Below are 22060 nucleotides of genomic sequence, written 5' to 3'. Positions count from 1 at the left end.
GTGCAGACAGAAGAGTGGGTAGATGAGATACTGCCGAAAGCAGAAAAAAAGATGAGAGCGATGATGGAGAGAAACCGGGGGAAGATCCCCTATATAGCGGTGGATGGCGTCTACGATGATATGGCAAAAGATAAGATTTTTTGGTGGACGAATGGATTCTATGCCGGGGAACTCTGGCAGTTCTACTATCTGACTGGGGATGATTCCTTTAGGGAGGATGCCGTGTCCATCGAAGAAATGCTGGATAAGGCATTCGCGGATTTTCAGGGACTTCATCATGATGTCGGCTTTATGTGGATGCTTACTTCGGTGGCAGACTATAAGACCACGAAAGATGAGCGTTCGAAGGTCAGAGCTCTGCATGCGGCGGCTCTTCTGGCTGGCCGTTTTAATCTTCGGGGCGAGTTTCTGCGATCGTGGAATCGGGATAATTCCGGCTGGGTGATCATAGACAGTATGATGAACATTCCGATTCTGTACTGGGCATCCGAGACAGTCAAAGACCCCAGATTCTCTCAGATTGCAAATGCTCATGCAGACAGTGTCCTGGAATATCTCGTGAGAAAGGATGGTTCTGTGGGACATATCGCCTGTTTCGATCCGAATACCGGGGAATTTCAGAAGCTGCTTGCGGGTCAGGGATATTCCGCGGATTCATCTTGGAGCCGCGGGCAGGCCTGGGCGATCTATGGATTCGCCCTCGCTTATCGTCATACCCAGAAGTCCGAATATTTGATGGCTGCAAAAAATATCGCAAATTATTTTATTGCCTGTGTTTCCCGGACGGACTTTCTTCCCCTTGTCGATTTTCGTGCCCCGGCATATCCCAAAAAATGGGATATGAGCGCGGGGACCTGTGCGGCATGTGGACTGATGGAAATTGCCGATCACGTCGATTCGTGCGAAAAAAACTTGTATCGTGATTCTGCAGTAAAGATGTTGAGAGCCATCGAACATGCTTATGCTGACTGGAATCCTGATACAGATGGCATTATCGGGTACAGTAGTCATTCTTATCACAACAGTGAAGAAACACATGTGTCCATGATCTACGGGGATTATTTCTTCATTGAGGCCCTGCTTCGATTGAAGGGTGATGTACTTACAATCTGGTGAAGAGGAGATGAAGACAGATGGAGAAAAATGATGACAAAAGTGACATTTACAGATTCGCCAAAAGTCTTATGGAGCCGGTGAAGAGGAACGGCATTCATATCAGTGGTTTAAATCTCGGAAATTCGGGTACACATTATGACAGAAGACAGATTGAGGCAGAAGGCTTTCTGAGACAACTGTGGGCTGCGGGACCTGCCGCATCTTGTGATCGGGAATTCGACTTTTCCTTTTACAGGAAGGGCATCTTATCTGGGTGCAATCCCAAGTCTTGCGGATATTGGGGAACTGTTTCAGATTATGATCAGCTACTGGTGGAAATGCCTTCTCTGGCGGTCACGTTGGTTCTGACGCGGGAAATGTTTTGGGATACGTTGTCTGAGACTGAGCAGGAACATATCTGGAGCTGGCTGAATCAAATCAACAAGGCAAAAGTACACGATAACAACTGGCTCTTCTTTCGCGTTCTAGTAAATGCTGCATTCTCAAGCTTATCACTGCCCTTTGATCAGGCTGCTACGGATGAGGCTATGGATGAACTGGATACGATGTATCTGGGAAATGGATGGTACATGGACGGAAATGAACATCAGATGGATTATTATATTGCGTGGGCATTTCACTTTTATAGTCTTATGTATGTTAAACTGATGAAAGAAAAAGATCCGAAACGTTGCGCCTGTTATATCAGGCGAGTGAAACTTTTTGCACAGGACTTTGTATACTGGTTTGATGATGACGGGGCGGCGATTCCGTTTGGGAGAAGCCTTACGTACCGTTTCGCACAGTCTGCGTTCTGGAGTGCCTGTGTCTATGCAGATGTCGAGGCCATTCCATGGGCCAATATGAAATATGTCTTGATGAAAAATCTGGAATATTGGGAGAGACAGGCAATCACAAGACCAGACGGAATTTTGAGTATTGGTTACGGGTATGAGAATTTGTATATGTCCGAGAGCTATAATGGTCCCGGTTCACCCTACTGGGCGTTTAAAACGTTTCTGATTTTGGCTGTTTCGGATGCACATCCCTTCTGGCGGGCCAGACCGGAGAATCCCGTGAAAAAAGTTGGTGTGCATCCAGTCCCAAAAGCGAAAATGCTGCTTATGGCAGAACCGGATGGAAATGCCCAACTTTATCCGACGGATCAGTTGACCAGACAGGCGCATGCGGCAGAAAAATACAGCAAATTCGTGTACAGTTCTTTCTTTGGGTTTAGTGTGCGTAAGGATGCAAGATATCTGGAGGCAGGGGCATACGACAATACTTTAGCTGTCGCCTGTCAGGGGGATGAACATTACTTTGAGAAAGAGAGGTGTGTGAGCAGTGGTATCACCAATGCGTATGTATGGCATCAGTGGAAGCCTGTGGATGGGGTAGAAATTTTGTCATACATAGTCCCAATCACTCATGGTCATATCCGGATCCATCTGATCCAGACAGACCGTGCTCTGCAGTTGGCAGATGGTGGATACGCGGTCCGAACTTACAACGGACATAAAAAAGATTATTCATGCCAAGAGTCCAAAACCGAAGCAAAACTTACCGGGGAAAATGGAACTGTCTGGTCGTTAAATATCGAGGGATATGATCACTGTGAGGTTGTATTCCCGGATCCAAATACAAATCTGATCTATCCTAATAGTGCCATACCGACTATTCTGGGAAGCGTGGAACCAGGTTTTCATACCTTGATCAGCGGGCACTTTGGAAAGAGAACATAAGTAAAAATATAACTGCATTTTACAATAAAAACAAAGGCTCAAAAATGCTTGATTTTGCATTTTTGAGCCTTTTAATATACGCTGACAGTAAAAGCGCAGATTGCGAAGATGTGTTGGACTGATATGATATATTGTTGCATGAAACAACAAAAGTGAAAGACGATTATTTTATAGCTATAATAATTCTAGAACTCTGATCGAGAAAATAAGAAAATATTTTCGTATTGACATATTAAATCCAAAAGATTATAATAAAAAACAGTATATTTATGAAAAAATTATAATAAAAATAAAATTATAAATAAAGGAAAATAAAAATGGTTTCAGATAAAACAAAAATTAATCCAGATACAACAAGTACAATGCCCGAGAAACGAAAAACAGAGGTGGAAGAGACAAAGGATCCTTTTGTTAAGGCACTCGATGAAGCAATGGAGACGATGTTTGAATATGAGACACGGATGAACAAACAACTACGTGACTACGGAACAGGTACCTTGCTCCATATGAATGATATTCATATGATTGAGACGATCGGAGACTATCCCACTTGTAATCTGTCTGAACTTGCACTGCTGCGCAGACAGAATAAGAGTACCGTTTCCCGAAAGGTGAGAGAATTAGAGAAAAATGGACTTATTTGTTCTTATCATCGCGAGGGAAATGACAAAGATGTTTATTATAAACTGACAGAATCAGGCTATCAGGCCTATGAAGGACATTATGCCTTTCACCAACAAAGAAGTGCCAAAGTTTACGCGCAGTATGCGAACTTTTCACTTGCCAAAAAGAAAACCGTTCTGGAGTTTCTTAATGGCTATATAGAGTATCTAAAAGACTACGTAGATTAGTAGAGAGGAGAACATCATGAATTACATTCTGCACAATGCACATATCATCACCATGGATGACACAGCAGAATATCAGAACACGGACCTTCTGGTCGCAAACGGAAAAATAGCACGTATAGCTCCGCACATAGAGCCTTACGGGATACCGGTAAAAGACTGTACGGGCAAGCATCTGATTCCGGGACTGATAGATAGCCATGTACATATGGACAGCAGTGAGATTACAGAAATGCTGCTCGCTTGCGGTATTACAAGCTGCCGGAACATGTGGGGATTTCCGGAAACACAAACATGGAGAAGAGAAATTGAGTCTGGGAAGCGTTTCGGTGCAAGAGTATATTCTACAGGTCCATTGATCGACGGTGAGACCTATTGGGAAGGGTCTCTGGTCGTCAGAACACCGGAGGAAGCAGAGAAGGCAGTGGTGGATACTATCAATGACGGATATGAATTCGTCAAGACGTATCCGAGCATTCCAAGAGATGCTTTCTTGTGTTTGATGGATGTTGCAAACAACCTTGGGATTAAAGTGATGGGACATGGAAATTATTCTGTGACATTCAAAGAGCTTGCTGAATTGGGCTATTATACATTGGAACATTCCAGCTGCCTTCCGGAAAATGACGAAGATATTCTCATGCTCGCTGAATCTGGAATGTGGTTCTGTCCAACCTTAGTAGTGGGCCGTACAATCGAAGAATATGTACATAAAAACGGTGATCTAAAGACCACATACCATTACGATTCCATGAATGACTATTGGAAGAGAGACTGGGAGAAAGTGACTGCATGGAGGAAATCCCTTCACAGATATGATAATCTCGATTATGAGGCAGAACTCGAACGTGCAAGACTTTTTGTCTCTCACAGCGATAAAATACTTCTTGGAACAGATGTGCCGAACCCAGGAGTCACCGGAGGATATTCTGTATATGAGGAACTTGTGCTGATGAGCGAGATATTCGGCATGTCACCTTACCGTGTCCTGCGCACCGCAACTGTAAATGCTGCAAGATGTATTGGAATTAGCGAGCAGAAAGGACGTCTGAAAGTTGGCATGGATGCGGATGTACTCGTACTAGATCGGGATCCTCTAAAAGACATCAAAAATGCCCAGAGCTATTGTGCTGTGATAAAAGAAGGAGATTGGTACGACAAATCAGAGATGGACCAGGTACTTGAAAAAGTAAAACATTACAGCGAAGATTATATCCAGCCGCTCATGTGATGCGCAATCGCGTGAGCACTAACCACAAATACCTAAATAACCAGGAGGAATGGAGATTATGAAAAAAAGAACGATTGCCCTTACACTTTGCGTCTGTCTGCTGATGGGCCTCTTTACTGGATGCGGCAAGACAAAGGACGGTCAGACATCTGCAAAGACTCGTGATGATCTGGTTGTAATACTGCCGAATGATTTTACAACACTAGATCCTCAGATGCTTCCGGCAAGTGCAGATATCAATTTTTGCGCGAATATCTTTGACGGGCTGGTGGAAGTTGATCCCGATACAAAGGAGATTAAACCGTCTCTGGCGGAATCATGGGATATTTCGGATGATGGAATGTCATATACTTTTCATTTGAAAAAAGGAGTGAAATTTCACAATGGGGACGAAATGAAGGCTTCGGATGTCGTCTACACCTGCAAGCGCTTTGCAGAGCAGGCATGGATGCAGTTTGCATCGTTTATGATTCAAGATTCGGAAGCTGTTGATGATTACACTGTAAAAATCAATCTGAAATATCCATATGCTAATTTCCTTGGCGAGATATCTTACATGTATGTCACAAGTGAGAAATACATGAACGAAGCCGGTGATAAAGCTGCTAAGAATCCAATTGGAACAGGAGCTTATAAGTTCGTAAAATGGGATGTTTCTCAGCAGATTGTATTAGAAGCAAATAAAGACTACTTTGCCGGAGCACCATCCATCAAAAAGTTGACATTTAAGATTATACCGGACAGCAACACTGCATTCGTGGCCTTGGAAAAAGGTGAGGCCGATCTGAACTTTAACGTGAGTGCCGTGGACTATAATCAGGCTAAGGAGAATCCTGATCTGGAAACGGATGAGGTTGTCGGAAACAGTTACTACGCTGCCAATTTTAATAGTGATCGTGTCGATGAAAAGGTAAGGCAGGCTTTGGCGTATGCGATAGATAAGGAAGCTGTCAATGTGCTGGTTAATGAGGGACAGGGAGTCGTAACAGATATTCCACTGGAAAAGGGTCAGGAAGGATATGCCGATAAGTCGGAGTATACGACCTACGCATATGATGTTGAAAAATCGAAAAAATTACTGGCCGAGGCAGGTGCCAAAGATCTGAAACTCGATTTCTTCTACGGCGAAAGCACAGCGAACGGAAAACTTGCACAGGCACTGCAGTCGATGTTCAGCGAAGTTGGGGTAACACTTGAGCTGAAGCCCGTTGAAACCGGCACCTGGTGGCAGATGTTTGGCGACGGTGATTACGACATGAGCCGCGGTGGATATCCAATGGAAGATGTAAACACAGATGCACCATATTTCGACATGTATCATAAGGATGGAACCTTTAATGTGAGTCGTATCAATGATCCAGATATCAATAACCTTCTCGAACAGGCTCGTGTTGAAATGGATGCGGATAAAAGAGACAAGATGTATGTGGAAGTACAGAAGATTATTATGGAAAAAGCGTATGTGATCCCCCTGTACTTCAACTTGTCGACTGTTGTATATAATCCCGCTCTTAAGAATGTAAAAGCAATACACAATCAAAAATATATCTACAAAAACATGTCGTGGAAGGAGTAAAGGATGAAAAAATATGTTCTGAAGCGGATTGCAATGATGATCCCGATTCTGATCGGAGTCAGCTTCATCGTATTTACCATTATGTCTTTTACACCTGGAGATCCGGCCAGACTGATACTTGGTCAGAGTGCTCCTCAAGAATCCGTGAATAAACTGCACCATGAGATGGGGCTTGATGATCCTTTTGCTGTTCGATATTTTCGATATATGAAGGATGCTGTGCAGGGAGATTTTGGTACTTCATACCGCACGAGCCGTCCGGTATTTGAAGAGATATTTGCCAGATTTCCCATTACGCTGAAACTTTCTCTTGTGAGCATTGTCCTGGTTGTGGTGATAGGAATTCCGCTTGGGATATTGTCGGCAATAAAACAATATTCTATTCTGGATATGATTTGCACAGTTTCGGCCATGCTGATGGCATCCGTGCCTGGCTTTTGGCTGGGACTTATGATGATTTTATTATTCTCCCTGAAACTAGGATGGCTGCCGTCGAATGGAGTCGGAACTCCTGCTCATTATATTATGCCCGCGATTGCTCTATCTCTGCCCATAGCGGCAGAGGTACTTCGCATGACACGCTCTGCAATGCTTGAGACGATACGACAGGACTATATCCGAACGGCCAGATCAAAGGGTGCCACCGAGAAGATTGTCATATGGCGTCATGCCTTGAAAAATGCACTTCTTCCAATTGTAACAGTAATTGGTTCCGAATTTGGAGGCCTTCTTGGAGGGACTATATTGATTGAATCTGTCTTTGCGATTCCGGGTCTTGGAAGCCTCGTCGTAAATTCTATTCGCACAAAGGATGTACCACAGGTAATGGCGGCAACGATGTTTATCGCACTCATTTTTTGTGTGGTTCTGTTACTGGTAGATATCTTATATGCATTTATTGATCCTCGTATCAAGGCACGTTATGAACAGGTAAAATAGGGAGGAGCTTAAATGAATAAAAGAAAGAATAAGCAGCTGGAGAATCTGGCGTCCCGCCCGCAAAGCGGGTTCCGAGAAGTATGGCATCGCCTGAAAAAGAATAAGCCCGCTATGGCAGGACTGATTATTATAATGATTTTTATCCTGGCGGCAGTCTTTGCAAACCAGATTTCCGATTATGAGAAAGATGTCATTGAGCAGCATATTTCGAGAAGACTGCTTCCGCCGTCGACAAAACACTTGTTTGGAACAGATGGTTTCGGAAGAGATATCTTTGCCCGGGTAATATTCGGTGCACGTACCTCGCTTTTTATTGCCTTTTCAACGACAATTGTATCATGTATTGCCGGTGGTATCTTGGGATCACTGTCAGCATACTATCGAAAACTGGATAACATTATCATGCGTATTATTGATACCATCATGTGCCTTCCTCCGATGTTGTTTTCACTGTCTATCGTTGCTGCATTGGGACCTGGTGTCAGAAATCTAGTCATAGCAGTAAGTGTTACGATGACACCTTATTTTACCAGAGTTGTCCGGGCATCTGTACTTACAATTGTTGATTCAGACTTTGTAGAGGCTGCACGCAGCCAGGGGGCAGGAGACTTCAGGATTATTGCGAAACATATTATTCCGAATTCACTCGGCCCGATTATTGTACAGGCTACGATGAGTGTGTCATTTATGATTATGCTTGCTGCAAGTTTGAGTTTCATTGGTCTGGGTGTGCAGCCGCCGACTCCTGAATGGGGAGCCATGCTCTCAGAGGGAAGAGAGTTTATGAGATACTCATGGAATGTTGTTGCCTTTCCGGGTCTTGCAATTGTTCTCTCATCACTTTCACTTAACTTGCTTGGAGATGGCCTTCGGGATGCATTAGACCCGAAACTGAAAGATTAGAGGAATGATATGGAAGAAAAATTACTTGAAATAAAAAATCTGGAAGTTCACTATATAACAGAAACAGCGGATATGAAAGTAGTCAATGGGATAAACCTGAGTCTGGAACATGGTGAAACGCTCGGTCTGGTAGGGGAAACTGGTGCAGGTAAGACAACGACAGCACTTAGCATATTGAATTTGCTTCCGTCACGTGTGGGAAAAATAAAAGGCGGACAAGTGTTGCTGGAAGGAAAAGATCTGCTAAAAGAGGATAAGGAAGAAATAAGACAAGTAAGAGGAGAGCGCATCTCCATGATATTTCAGGATCCGATGAGCAGTCTGAATCCTGTGATGCGCGTGGGAGATCAGATTGCTGAGAATCTGGAATTACATAACCGTGAGAAAAGAAGCAAAGAAGACATAGAAAACAGGGTTTGCGAAATGTTAGAACTTGTTGGAATTCCTTCATCCAGGAGAAATGAGTATCCACATCAATTTTCAGGAGGAATGAAACAAAGAGTTGGAATCGCAATGGCTCTTGCCTGTTCGCCTCAGCTTCTGATTGCTGACGAGCCGACTACCGCTTTGGATGTGACAATTCAGTCGCAGGTTTTGACATTGATGGAGGACCTGAAGAAAAAGATGGGAACGTCCATTCTTCTTATCACTCATGATCTTGGGGTTGTTGCGGAGATCTGTGACAGCGTTGCCATTATGTATGCAGGTGAATTGGTCGAACGGGGCAGCATTTATGATATTTTCGAGGGAAAACACCACCATCCTTATACAAAAGGACTTTTTGGATCGATTCCGGATCTGACGGCTAAGCGTTCACGTCTCACGCCGATTGATGGCTTGATGCCGGACCCGGCTGACCTCCCGGCAGGATGTAAGTTCCATCCCAGATGTAAATCATGTATGGAAAAGTGTAAAATCGGTGCTGTACCTGTGTATAAGAATGGTTCACATAAGATTCAGTGCCATCTGATGGAAAAGGAGGAAAAAGACGGATGGAAAATCTGTTAGAAGTGCGGGATCTGTGTAAGTATTTTAAAACTCCGCGCGGAAAACTGCATGCAGTTGACCATGTGGATTTTGCAATCAAAAAAGGTGAAACATTGGGAGTTGTTGGTGAGTCTGGATGTGGAAAATCAACACTTGGAAGAACCTTAATTCGTCTGACGGACGCCGATTCCGGAGAAATTGTTTTTGACGGAAAAGATATCATGAAACTTTCCGGAAGAGAAATGAAAAAGATGCGAACACAACTCCAGATTATCTTCCAGGACCCTTACGCCAGTCTGGATCCGAGGATGAATGTTCTGGATCTGATCTGCGAACCAATGATTATACATAAAATGTTGAAAAACGATACAAGGCGCAGAGAACATGCATTGGAACTGATGGATAAGGTGGGTCTTGCCAGAAGACTGGCATCCGCTTATCCTCACGAACTGGATGGCGGACGGAGACAGCGGATCGGGGTGGCAAGAGCTCTTGCATTAAATCCTCAGTTTATCGTGTGCGATGAACCTGTCAGTGCTCTGGATGTCTCGATTCAGGCACAGATTTTAAATCTTTTGATGGATCTGCAAGATGATATGGGGCTTACATATCTCTTCATCACGCACGATTTGTCTGTTGTCCGGCACATATCCGACAACATTATGGTCATGTATCTGGGACAGTGCGTTGAACTGGCACCATCCGATGAGATCTTCGACAATCCGCTGCATCCATATACGAAAGCACTTCTGAGTGCAATTCCAAAAGCAGATCTAAGCAGGAGAGGTGATGACAGAAAGATTATTCGAGGAGAGGTGAGCGATCCGATTGAGCCGAAACCCGGATGCCGTTTTTCCGGGCGCTGTGCCAAATGCGCTTCACAATGTCTGGGTAAAGACATTCCCCTGAAAGAGGAGACACCCGGTCATTTTGTGGCGTGTACACTGTACGAACAGGAGGAAATCTGAATTTGAATGAAAAACATCATGCATATCTGATTACACAATTTTACCGATCTTTTCATTCTCTGTCCGTTTCTGGTCAGGCGGCAGATGCAGTATTCCTGTCAGCTGCCAGAATTTATGGAGAACAGCGAGGTCACCGAATGGCATTGCGTGCATTGAGGGATGGCCATCCGCTTGATTATGCATCTTATTTTGCATATGGAGAGTGGGAGCCTGGTCCGGATGCATTCGATATGACATATGATGCAGAAGAGGGCAGAGTCACGGAACAAGTTCTAAGATGTCCCTGGGAGGCTGCTTTTGAAGATTCCGGTGATGAGAGTTGTGGCAGATTGTATTGTTCTGAAATAGATCGTTCCATTGTTCGGGGGTTTAATCCCCAGTTGATCATTGAAGTCCCGTGTAGTCTGTATCAGGATGGAAAATGTCAATTTCATTATCGAAGTTTGGACATTGCATCCGATATTTTTCACCAGGGAGAAGAGCGTCTGAAAAAAGCAAAAGGACCAGTGATCATGCCTTTTGCTTATCACTGTGCTCATCTGTGGAAGGTATTCTGTGGTGTAAGTTATAGTGTATTTGGAGCGGCTGCGGATCCTGCTATAAACAAGATTCGATTTGAGACAGACAGACGATTTGGAGAATTCTTTTTTGAAGAAATAGATCATTACAAGAAAGAGGACTTCGATTTTCTGCCGTTTGATCAAGATAAGAGGGGGTATTCATGAAGAGAAATGAAAAGAGATATGATGTAATTGTCGTAGGAAGTGGCGGAGGCGGGCTGCGGGCTGCAATTTCGGCAGCCAGTTTCGGCGCAAGTGTGCTGGTACTGGGCAAGGGGAAAAGCAATCGAAGCGGTGCCACTTTGCTGGCCGGGGCTAATATTAGTGCCGATATCGCATGTGATGGTGAATCTCTTTATAAACTGGGAATCAGCGATAAAAATAAAGACGATACCAGAGAAAAGTGGTTTTCAGATCTCATCACAGAGGGTTTTCATCTTAACAATCAGAAACTTGTACAGCTCTTTGTCGATACCGCCGGTGAACGTGTCAGGGAAATGTTGTCTTGGGGCATGAAAGTGCGCGGTATGGAAGGCCCGAGAGAAATCTCGGTTTCAGGAGCTGATATTCTTGATGTTCTATATAAAAAGGCTCGCAGTCTGGGAGTGGACTTTAAAAGTGATATCCAGTTTTCGGATATTGCCATCGAACATGGAGAAACCTGCGGTGTCGTATGTCTGAATCTACTGGAAGGTGAGTTGATGTATTACCCGTCGTCATCTGTGATTCTTGCCACAGGCGGTGCCCACAATCTTTTTCCCTATAATAGCGGATCGACAGATTTGTGCGGGGAAGGTCAGGCGGCGGCACTGAGAGCGGGAGCAGAATTAGTGGATATGGAGATGGTCTCTTTTTGTCCGACTGTCATCACAAAACCTGAGATGTATCAGGGAAATATTCTTCCATATATATTGTTTTCCTATGGATATGGGAAGCTGTACAATAAATTTGGAAAAACATTTACCGGAAAATATCTCTCTTTGCAGGTGGAGAGACTTGCTATGGAGACTGAATGGAATAAAATGTTGCTTTCCTATGCGATCCAAAAGGAAATAAATGCAGGTGGAAGTAATTGTCATGGAGGGATCTATTACAGTTTGGATCTTTATCCCAAGGAGATTCTGGAGGAGCTGTATCTGGAACTTCCACCTTTGAAAAAAGGCATCTATGCAAATATTATGGAAGGGTTTGAATCTGGTCACGCAGTGACGGTAATCCCTTCTGCCCATTATTTTGAGGGCGGTATAAAAATCAACGAACGAATGGAGACAAAAGTCCCTGGACTGTATGCTACCGGCGAATGTACGGGTGGAATGTTTGGCGCAAATCGTGTTTCAGCTGCCACGACAGAGATGCTGGTTGAAGGCGCTCTGGCAGGAGAAAATGCTGCTCTTTTTGCTAAAAAGCGAAATGGCCAAATCGATGTATGTTCCAAAGCTTTAACAGAGATGGAAGAAGATCTTTGCAGACCTTTTCATCATACTGGGCGTTCTGATGTCAGGCATGCAATGAGTAGCGTGCGAAGCTGTGTCGGAGATAGTATGTCTGTATTGCGCAGCCAGAATAAACTTGATATTGCCCTTTGTAAAATAGAACAAATTGCTAAAAAAGAGCTTCCGGACATCTCTTTTTCGAATAAAACACCCATTTACAACAGGGAATGGATGGATTATCTTTCTCTTAGAAACATGACAGTAACTGCGCAGGCAATGATTCGCTCAGCTTCACTTCGTCGTGAAAGCCGTGGTGTGCATGTGAGAGAGGACTGTGACTTTACAGATAATAGAAATTTTTTGGGAAATTTTATTATTGAGGATAGTAAATTCAACTATCGATTCGAAAAACCGATATCACAAGACAGCTCTATGCCGGCGCCAATTTGCCGCTCATATGTTACATATGTAGAACAAGTGGTTGCAGAGCTGGAAAGAGAGGAAGATAAGTGAAAAATATTACAGTTATCGTTCAGCGCTTTGATCAGAAAACTGGAAAGTTCCAACAAAACTATATTGTTCCGGTGGAAGAAAATGATGAGGTGTCTGTCATGGACTTATTAGAATATATATATCAAAATTTGGATGATTCACTTGCTTTTTTTCATCATGCAGCTTGTCGTCAAGCAGCATGTGGAAAGTGTGGGATGCGGATAAATGGGAAAACAGGATTAAGTTGTAAAGTGAAGGCTGACTGTGATGAAATAAATCTGGAGCCTGTAAATGATAAAATAGTGCGAGATCTTGTTTGTCATTAAGGTCATGACGATCATTTATGTGCTGCAGCGAAACGAAAGGAATCGATATAAGTATGGAAAATAAAGTTTACCAGGCATATCTTGGGATATTAAGAAAAGAACTTGTTCCGGCACTTGGGTGTACGGAACCGATCGCTCTGGCTTATGCTGCAGCAAGTGCAAAATCTTTTTATGATGGCATGCCAAAATCCATGCATGTATTCTGCAGCGGCAATGTAATAAAGAATGTAAAAAGCGTGACAATTCCAAATTCAGGAAATCTACATGGGATTGAGGCCGCAGTTATTCTGGGGCTGATAGGAGGAGATGCCAAAAAAGGACTGGAAGTTCTTGAGTCTGTGACCAGGGAAGATCAAAAAAAGACGAAAAGACTTCTGGAGCAGGGTTTTTGTACCTGCCATCTTCAGGCGGAGGTAGAAAACTTATATATTCGCATAGAACTTTTCGGTCAGCACCATTCCACGAAGCTGATAGTAGCGGGTCAGCATGATCATATTGTGCTGGTTGAAAAGGATGGTCGAAAAATCTTCTCTGATCAGCAGGAAAAATCAGCGGGTTTCTGTGATCCCAGAGAACTTTTGAATTTGAAACAGATTTTAGAGTTTGCTGACACATGCAAGATGAGTGATATCGGGAATATAATTGCATCGCAAATTAAGATGAATACGGCCATAGCCATGGAAGGATTAAAACATCCTTATGGAGCAGAAGTTGGCCGGACATTATTAAAGGCATATGGAAAGGATATTAAAGTGAGGGCGAGAGCGAAAGCAGCAGCAGGATCCGATGCTCGGATGAATGGATGCTGCCTTCCGGTTGTGATTAATTCAGGGAGCGGAAATCAAGGAATGACTTGTTCTCTTCCAGTGATTGAATATGCAAGAGAGTGGGGCCTCTCGGAGGAGAAACTGATTCGTTCACTTGTTGTCAGCAACCTTGTCGCAATTCATCAGAAAAAACACATTGGAAATCTTTCGGCATTTTGCGGAGCGGTTAATGCTGCCTGCGGTGCAGGTGCGGGAATCGCTTATATGAGCGGTGCAAGTTATGAAGAGATTACTCATACTATCGAAAATACACTGGGAAATGCAGGTGGAATCGTCTGCGATGGTGCGAAGTCATCCTGTGCGGCGAAGATAGCATCTGCCGTGGATGCTGCTATCATGGGGTACACACTGGAAAAAGAAAACCATCATTTTATGCCCGGGGAAGGGCTGATTTGTGATGATGTGGAGGAGACAATTCAAAACTTTGGAATCGTCGGAAGCCAGGGGATGAAAGAAACCGATGAGACAATTATGAGATTGATGATTAAAGATAAACAGAGCAAATAGGCGATATTCTGAGTTGGAACTGCACACTGGCTGATTAATAATCAGCAGTGTGCAGTTCCTTTTTTGAGTACTTCCCTTACTTGCTGCATGTATATTTGTCCGCACAAGTCTAATACGAAAAAATCCTAAAAAGGTGGTATGTTTTAGGAATAAGCATTATGGTATGATGCTTATCAGAAAGATGAGTGCACGGATATTTGAATTTGTGTAACAGGAAAGAGGGAATTTATGAAAGTCGATATTAAGGAGAAAAGGACAAAACTATTAACCTATAAAATAGGAAGACCGAATGAGGCACCCTATTTTATTGAGAAAAAGCAATACCAGGGAGCATCGGGTAAAGTCTATCCTCTGAAGATGACCGATCAGCTTACAAGTACAGTTGAAGAAAAGGAATATACAATGGTACTGCTGGAAAATGAATATATCCGCGTAGAACTATTGCCGGAAATCGGAGGCAAAATATATGGTGCAGTCTGTAAATACAATAACTATGAGTTTATTTATAGAAATACGGTTGTAAAGCCGGCTCTAATTGGTCTGTGTGGTCCCTGGGTTTCAGGAGGGGTGGAATTCAACTGGCCGCAGCACCACAGGCCGACCACTTTTCAGCCGGTTGAATACGAGATGAAATGTAATAAGGACGGTTCCTGCACCTGTTTTATGGGGGAAGTTGAACCTTTTCATCGGATGCGTGGGATGGTGGCCGTCACCGTATATCCAACATCCACTGCGATTGAGGTTAGAACAACAGTGACGAATACTAATGATCAAGCCGTACCATTTATGTGGTGGAATAATACTGCCGTACGGGTCAATGAGCAGTATAAATGTATTTTTCCGCCAGATGTACAGTATGGTTCCGATCATGATAGGAGAGATATCATACCCTTTCCGGTGATGAAGGGTGAATTTAAAACGGCCCATCCTTATAACTATGGAACAGGGGTGGATGCTTCCTGGTATAAAAATGTAAAGGTGCAGACTTCAGTGATGATTCCAAAGCATCAAAGCGATATGGATTTTGTCGGTGGATACGACTACAGTAAGGAGGCAGGAACAGCAATTATCGGCGATCATTATATAGCACCAGGGAAGAAAATGTTTACCTGGGCAAATTGTGATTTTGGTAAACAGTGGTGCAGGAATTTGACCGATAATGATGATAGATATATTGAATTGATGACCGGAGCATATACAGATAATCAGCCTGATTTTACCTATATCGAGCCAGGTGAGACAAAAGTATTCACTCAGTATTGGTATCCGATTCAGGGAATAGGAAATATCTCTAATGCCAATAAATATGGGGCTCTCGTTTTAGAGAAAGAAGGTGGCAAGGTAAAAATAGGTGCAGTTTCAAGTGGTGTAAAGAAAGCCGCATCTATGATCTTGTATTATCAAAACAGAGAAATTTATAGAAAAGAAGGCATTCTGTCTCCTGATGATTTCTGGCTTGAAACAATCACAATTGCTCCTGAGGCAGAGCTGAACCATTTGTTGCTGCAGTTAAATGATAATAAAGGACAGAAATTGGTGGACTATACATCTGCATCTCAAGAAGAAAAAGAAAAGCCGCAGGCTCGAGAAATCTCACCGCGTCCGAAAGACATCGAAAGCCTTGAAGAATTATATTTACATGGTATTCATCTGCTGCAATATAAGCATGGTACTTATGTAGCGGAAGATTACTTCGCTGAGGCATTAAAACGAGATTCAACCGATTATCGTTGTAACTTGGAGATGGGGAAATTATTGTTGGAAAAAGGAGAATTTGAAAATTCTGAGCACTTTCTAAAGAACGCACTTGCACGACTGACAATACGGAACGCAAATCCTCATGACACAGAAGTTTTGTATGAATTGGGACGGCTATACAAGTATCTTGATCTTCCGGATCAGGCTTATCGCTACTTTAAAGATGCAGCATGGCAATATGCGTATACGGCTCCTGCAAATTTTGAATGCGCTTGTATCAGTATGCAGCGAAATGACACAGAAACGGCTGTAGAGGAATTAAACAAAGCACTGGAAGCAAATCCACGACACTACAAGGCACTGGCTCTTCTAAGCTATATAAAAGGTGATAGTAAATGCCTGCAGCAGATATTTGCTGAATTTCCGCAGGAGAGTTACAACAGGTATTCCCTGTACCTGCTGACGGGAGAAAAGCCGCAAGCTTTTTTGCTGCACCATCCCCAAGATGTCATTGATGTGGCATTATTGTTTAAACAGGCAGGCCTAGAAGAGGAGGCTGCACGCATCTTGAAAACGTGTGATAAACATTCTCCAATGCTTTCCTATCATTTATCAGTGATTACGGGAGAAAAGATCAATCCGGATGTGAATGCGACATATGAAGTGGATTTTCCTAACCGACTCGAAGATATTCCTGTTCTTGTGGAGAAAGATTGGTATGCTAATTACCTATTAGGCTGTCTCTATTACGATCGGGAAAATTATAGGAAGGCGTGTAAAGCCTTCATTAGTTCTATATGTGTAAATCCGGGTTTTGCATATACACACCGAAATCTTGCCTTCTTATACTATGATCATCTACATTCGGCAGCACAGGCCATGGCCGAGATGGAAAAGGCTGTAGAATTGAAACCGGAAGAGAGTCGGTTCATTTATGAAATGATGATGCTGCAGAAAATGGAAAATGTTTCGCCAGTGCGGAGATTGGAATTTGCGGAAACTCATATCAAGCAGATTCAAGAGAGAGATGATGCTTACCTTGAAACAATCATTTTATATATGGAAACAGGAGATTACAAAAAAGCGGAAATTTTGTTAGAGAATAAAAATTTCCATATTTATGAAGGCGGTGAAGGAAAGTTAACGAAAAACCATCGCTGGCTGTATATTCTTGAGGCGATACGGTTGTGTGAAACTACACATTATAAAGCAGCTTTGAAAAAGATGTCTGCAGCATTAATCTATCCGAAAAATTACGGAGAGAGTGAGTCTATTTATAAGCAAAACAGCAATGTCCATTATATCAAAGGTTGTATTCTGGAAAAATTGAATAGACAAAAGGATGCAAATGCGGAATTCCAGTTAGCTGAAAATGAAAAAGAAATCCTGGGTGAAAATATGTTTTATGTTGCAAGATGTCTTGGGAAAACAGGATATCACGAAAGGGCTTTGACATTGTATCAGCAGTTAATTGAAGATGGGAGAGATAAATTAAAAAATCAGGATCTCTATGGTTATTTTGGGGTAGGGTTGGAAAACCCCTTACCATTCGAATTAAACATTGTCCGGAGAAATAAAATAAATGGATTATCTGAATGTCTGCTTGGGTATTACGGAGCCGATATGCTAAAGGAATACCAGGAAGTTCGACGAGAACTGTCTCAGTTGGATCCTTATAATACTCTTATGCATAACTTTGATAAAGTAATAGATTTTGAAAAATTCTGAAAAAGCTATGATTACTTACTAAAACAAGACAACAGATGCGAGAGGGGATTGACAGTAAGAAAAAATAATCTGTCGACCCCCTATTTATTTCTGCTTCAAGTCAATAGCGGCAAGAAGATCTTCACTGTCGATATAGGTTGCAATATAGGCGAACAAATCTTTGTCGTTCATGTTCGGCAAATAGCTATGCATTTTTTTGAGACGATAGCGGAGCGCGGAAAGCGAAAGGTAGAGGGACTCAGCAATTTTTTCTTGAGACTGGTTTTGTATACTAAGATAAATAATTTTGATGTCGAGAGGATCGGCATTGATCAGCAATTTCTCAAGAGAGAGAATTGGAATGATAGCATTATCATTGTAAAAATCAACACACATGTTTCTCGGAAGGGTTTCAACATTAGTGGAAGTGGATGTATAGGTTTGCCTGTTTGTGGATTCCCGGATATGCAATTTGCAATCTAACATAACTGACAAAGAAGTAGTATAATCACATCTCGTCAAAAACTGATAGGTATCAACCGCCTGAAGTCCCAAGGCGTAATAGTCGAGCGAAACACTAGTGATGGTTGGGCGAATTAGTTTTGACATGAAAAAATCACCGAAACTAACGATATGGAGCTTTTCGGAACAATAGAGATTTTTATCCTTTAACATATGTAGGAGATAGATGGCTACAGCATCATTTGCGCAAATAACAGAGTCATAATCATTTATACTTTTGATGAATTGCAGTGTACAGGTAGCGGCTGAGCCAAAGTTATAATAGATGTCATCAGATTTTCCAAAAGCCTCCTTTTTTACATTGTCTGCATAGGAATTAGGATTGATGCCAAATAGAGCCGTATGCGTATCACCCAGAGTTTGCAGATGGTGCATTAGCAGTGAAATACTGGAATGATAGTTCATCCGGATACAACTGGTTTTATTTGACTCGCAGCTGGGACAGTCACTGGCTGCAAGCAGGATACGCAAATTGTGATCATGCAATGTCGCCAGGGTCTGATTAATCCAATCAATGGAAGTAGCAACAACTAGGATTAGATTCTGAAACTGTACATAATCATATTTGTCAAGATCATCTTCCCACAGTTCTGTGAAAAGAATTTTCCTTTGATAAGTTCGGCGCTTTAAGCCGTTAAGTATCTCAGTGCACCAATATGAATTCCTGTATGTTGGTTCAATAATTACTCCTAATTTCATTGGGTTTTATCCTCTCATTTAATGTTCTGTTTATGAAAACTTGAGTTTTCTGTCCAAAATTAAGGATTTACTATTTACAGTATAGAGGATAATGTGTGGACAATCAATACTACATATGCGTAAAATTGCTAAAATAATAGGAAATAGTCTTATAAAAGATGTATGTTATATACAATAAAATGGTAGTATATTGAAATTGAATACATAGATATTTCGGAAATCACCTCATGAAATGAGGTTGAGAATTCCGAGAAGTTTAAAAAAAGGAGGAGATTCAGGTATGGGAAAAGGAGTATTACAGGTTGCCTCTTGGATGATGGCAGGTGTTTTGCTATTGACTGGCTGCGGTGGAGGACTAGAATCAAATAACAAAAAAGGAGAAGCAAAGAAGGCGGATAAGGTAAGCGAGACAACAGAGAATTCTACAAATAAGACCTATACATCAAACTTTAAAGCTCAAGGTGAAAAAGCAGATTTGTACAATCAAAATCTAGAAAACTTCCAACAGGAATTCTTGGAGTATTACAAAGGAACGAATGAGTTGGATAAGGTTAGAGGCTATCAAGAGCCAATTGAGGTCAACACAATTAACTGGTACACGGCAGCTGTTGAAGAAGCCATGGGAAACTTTGGGAAAAAATACGGAGAATCAATTAATGAAAACAGATGGACAGATGCATTGAAACGTATGTACAATATTGATGTAAAGTACAATTGGCAAGCACAGGATGCTGATTATACCCAGAAACTACGTCTCGATATGACATCAGGAGAGCTGCCAGATGTATTCCTTGTCAGAGAACAAAATGATTTGATTCAGATGGCAGAACAGGGTTTGATCTGGGACATGACAGATATAATTGATCAATATGCTTCAGATTATGATAAACAGGTCTGGGCCTCGGATCAGAACGGGGCCATGACAAAGGCAACACACGAAGGAAACGTGTATGGGGTACCCTCGGTGCAGTCTGCGACGGATGCAGTACCCTATATCTGGATCCGTGATGACTGGATGCAGAAACTGAACCTGGAATATCCGAAGACGCTCGACGAACTTGAAAAAGTTATGGATGCCTTCGTTAGCGAAGATCCGGATGGAAACGGACAAGATGATACTTGGGGTATCAGCATGAATAACAATATTGTAGAGTCTTTGCGCGGTATATTTGCTGCTTTCGGTTCCTACCCTGATGACTGGTATTCAAAAGATGATAAGCTGGTAAACGGGATGGTAGCTGATACGACCAAGGAAGCTCTGGAGTATATCGCAACGCTATATAAAAAGAAATATCTAAATCCCGAATTTGTGGCACAAGATGCGACAAAAGCTAATGAAGCTGTTTTGAATAATCAGGTAGGGATTCTGTTCGGCGGGCATTGGTTTGGTCATACAGCCGGCGACTTGCATGAAATAAATCCTGATGCGGCCTGGAAGTGTATTAAACTCCCATCGCATGATGGCGATCCAGTCAAGAGTATTCTGCGTCCGGTTGCACAAGGCTGGATTGTGGTTAACAAGAAGTTCTCCCATCCGGAAATTGCTTTGAAGATGCGGACACTGACGACATATGGTCTGCTCTGCAAAGAAAGTGCATGGTGGTGGTATGAAGAGAATATATCATGGAATATTTCTCCAGTTAGATGTAATGTATCTGCATTCGATAATTTGAATACCTATATAAACCTGCAGGAAGTGTTTGAAAGTAAGGATGAAACCGAATTAAAGGCCAAGGCGGTTCCGTATTGGGATAACCTTCATGGCGATCAGGCATGGGAGTGGGGCCTGATGTTCGGACCAGGGGAGAATACACCGATGGCTATTCTTAGACAGGATAAGGATGAGGGAAATCTGTTCTGGAATCCGTATAATGGAGTACAAAGCAAGTTTATGCAAGAACGCTGGTCCAATATCATGGATGAAAGAATGAGAGCATATACAGATATTGTAACTGGAAAAACTAGTGTTGAAGAGGGATATAGAAAGTGGCTGAAGACATATGAAACTTTGGGAGGTGATCAGATTGAGAAGGAGGTAAACGCATGGTATCAAGAGAACAAAACAGAATAATGCAAAAGGAAAAAAGACATGCGTTTACGATTAAGAAAAGAGAGATACCACTTCATCTGATGTTACTTCCGGCAGTCATCGTGGTATTGATATTCTCTTACATTCCTATGGCTGGAATTGTCATAGCTTTTCAGGATTTTGTACCGGCTAAAGGTCTGTTTGGTGATCAAGACTGGGTTGGTCTGAATAATTTCAGACTGTTAATGTCTTTGCCGAATAGTAAAAATGTTCTGACGAATACCATCATCATTGCTTTCTGGAAAATCATTCTCGGTCTAGTGGTACCGATTGTGGTAGCACTGCTGCTCAATGAGCTGAAGAGTTTAAAGTTTAAAAAGATGGTTCAGACAGTCATTTATTTTCCGCATTTTTTGTCGTGGATTATTTTAAGTGCTGTGCTAATTGATATTCTGGCACCATCAACAGGAATTGTTGGAAAAATGTTCCAGATATTACATATGAATCCCCCTTTTTTTCTTGGTGATAATAGTTACTTTCGGGGAACGATGGTTGTTTCAGATGTCTGGAAGAACTTTGGATACGGAACCATTGTCTATCTGGCAACAATTACTTCAATTGATCCTAGCTTATATGAGGCAGCTTCTATTGACGGTGCGGGTCACTTTAAACAGATTTGGCATATAACTTTGCCTGGAATGCGGACAATTATAGTTTTGATGACTGTATTGAGCATGGGAAATGTACTTAATGCCGGCTTTGATCAGATTTTTAATATGTACAGTCCTGCTGTTTATGAGACAGGTGATATACTGGATACCTTAATCTATCGTATGGGACTGGAAACTTCTCAGTTTGGGCCGGCAGCTGCAGCAGGATTGTTTAAGTCGATCATCTCGACAATATTTATTTCGGTCTCTTATCTTGTAGCTGACAAGTGCTTTAACTATAAATTGTTTTGATCAGGAGGT

Annotated in this window: 17 protein-coding genes; 16 read left to right on the top strand and 1 reads right to left on the bottom strand. The window is 42.3% G+C overall.

Annotated features, from left to right (window positions below):
* From INP51_RS11930 to INP51_RS11865, 14 genes are all read left to right on the top strand, one after another.
* On the top strand, positions 1-1116 hold the full coding sequence (locus tag INP51_RS11930; protein ID WP_230406786.1) for a glycoside hydrolase family 88 protein: 1116 nt from the start codon (positions 1-3) through the stop codon (positions 1114-1116).
* Between the two features lie 17 nt (positions 1117-1133).
* Complete coding sequence (locus INP51_RS11925; protein ID WP_193735069.1) at positions 1134-2837, top strand: DUF2264 domain-containing protein; 1704 nt, start codon at positions 1134-1136, stop codon at positions 2835-2837.
* Positions 2838-3154: 317 nt separating this feature from the next.
* The gene (locus INP51_RS11920; protein ID WP_193735068.1) at positions 3155-3688 is read left to right on the top strand and encodes a MarR family winged helix-turn-helix transcriptional regulator; all 534 of its coding nucleotides are present in this window, start codon (positions 3155-3157) and stop codon (positions 3686-3688) included.
* Positions 3689-3704: 16 nt separating this feature from the next.
* Complete coding sequence (locus INP51_RS11915) at positions 3705-4916, top strand: amidohydrolase family protein (RefSeq protein WP_193735067.1); 1212 nt, start codon at positions 3705-3707, stop codon at positions 4914-4916.
* A gap of 58 nt (positions 4917-4974) precedes the next feature.
* Positions 4975-6492 (top strand): ABC transporter substrate-binding protein, encoded by a 1518-nt coding sequence (locus INP51_RS11910; RefSeq protein ID WP_193735066.1) that lies wholly within the window; start codon positions 4975-4977, stop codon positions 6490-6492.
* 3 nt (positions 6493-6495) lie between these two features.
* Positions 6496-7431 carry an ABC transporter permease gene (locus tag INP51_RS11905; protein ID WP_193735065.1) on the top strand — a complete coding sequence of 312 codons (936 nt, stop codon included), beginning with the start codon at positions 6496-6498 and terminating at the stop codon, positions 7429-7431.
* A 12-nt stretch (positions 7432-7443) separates the two neighbouring features.
* Positions 7444-8334: an ABC transporter permease gene (locus tag INP51_RS11900; protein WP_193735064.1), complete on the top strand. Its 891-nt coding sequence runs from the start codon at positions 7444-7446 to the stop codon at positions 8332-8334.
* Between the two features lie 9 nt (positions 8335-8343).
* Positions 8344-9342 (top strand): ABC transporter ATP-binding protein, encoded by a 999-nt coding sequence (locus INP51_RS11895; RefSeq protein WP_193735063.1) that lies wholly within the window; start codon positions 8344-8346, stop codon positions 9340-9342.
* Positions 9327-10289: an ABC transporter ATP-binding protein gene (locus tag INP51_RS11890; RefSeq protein WP_193735062.1), complete on the top strand. Its 963-nt coding sequence runs from the start codon at positions 9327-9329 to the stop codon at positions 10287-10289. Before INP51_RS11895 ends, INP51_RS11890 begins: the two co-directional genes overlap by 16 nt.
* A gap of 2 nt (positions 10290-10291) precedes the next feature.
* Positions 10292-11014, top strand: coding sequence for an L-2-amino-thiazoline-4-carboxylic acid hydrolase (locus tag INP51_RS11885; protein ID WP_193735061.1), 723 nt, complete (start codon positions 10292-10294; stop codon positions 11012-11014).
* Complete coding sequence (locus INP51_RS11880) at positions 11011-12795, top strand: FAD-dependent oxidoreductase (protein WP_193735060.1); 1785 nt, start codon at positions 11011-11013, stop codon at positions 12793-12795. Before INP51_RS11885 ends, INP51_RS11880 begins: the two co-directional genes overlap by 4 nt.
* Positions 12792-13100, top strand: coding sequence for a 2Fe-2S iron-sulfur cluster-binding protein (locus INP51_RS11875; RefSeq protein ID WP_230406785.1), 309 nt, complete (start codon positions 12792-12794; stop codon positions 13098-13100). Before INP51_RS11880 ends, INP51_RS11875 begins: the two co-directional genes overlap by 4 nt.
* Before the next feature lie 53 nt (positions 13101-13153).
* Complete coding sequence (locus tag INP51_RS11870) at positions 13154-14434, top strand: L-cysteine desulfidase family protein (RefSeq protein WP_193735059.1); 1281 nt, start codon at positions 13154-13156, stop codon at positions 14432-14434.
* Between the two features lie 228 nt (positions 14435-14662).
* Positions 14663-17860: a DUF5107 domain-containing protein gene (locus INP51_RS11865; RefSeq protein WP_193735058.1), complete on the top strand. Its 3198-nt coding sequence runs from the start codon at positions 14663-14665 to the stop codon at positions 17858-17860.
* A gap of 84 nt (positions 17861-17944) precedes the next feature.
* On the opposite strand, the gene INP51_RS11860 is transcribed toward INP51_RS11865, so the two are convergent.
* Positions 17945-19060 carry a substrate-binding domain-containing protein gene (locus INP51_RS11860; protein WP_193735057.1) on the bottom strand — a complete coding sequence of 372 codons (1116 nt, stop codon included), beginning with the start codon at positions 19058-19060 and terminating at the stop codon, positions 17945-17947.
* A gap of 280 nt (positions 19061-19340) precedes the next feature.
* On the opposite strand from INP51_RS11860, the gene INP51_RS11855 reads away from it, so the two are divergent.
* Entirely contained in the window at positions 19341-21131 is a 1791-nt protein-coding gene (locus INP51_RS11855) for a type 2 periplasmic-binding domain-containing protein (protein WP_193735056.1), read from the top strand.
* Positions 21104-22051 (top strand): ABC transporter permease, encoded by a 948-nt coding sequence (locus tag INP51_RS11850; RefSeq protein WP_193735055.1) that lies wholly within the window; start codon positions 21104-21106, stop codon positions 22049-22051. Before INP51_RS11855 ends, INP51_RS11850 begins: the two co-directional genes overlap by 28 nt.
* The last annotated feature ends 9 nt before the right edge of the window (positions 22052-22060 follow it).

Origin of the sequence: Blautia liquoris, assembly GCF_015159595.1 — a bacterium.
In the GTDB taxonomy this organism is placed as follows: domain Bacteria; phylum Bacillota; class Clostridia; order Lachnospirales; family Lachnospiraceae; genus Novisyntrophococcus; species Novisyntrophococcus liquoris.
The sequence above is the reverse complement of the archived record's forward strand: the minus strand, read 5'-3'. Positions and strand labels throughout refer to the sequence as shown.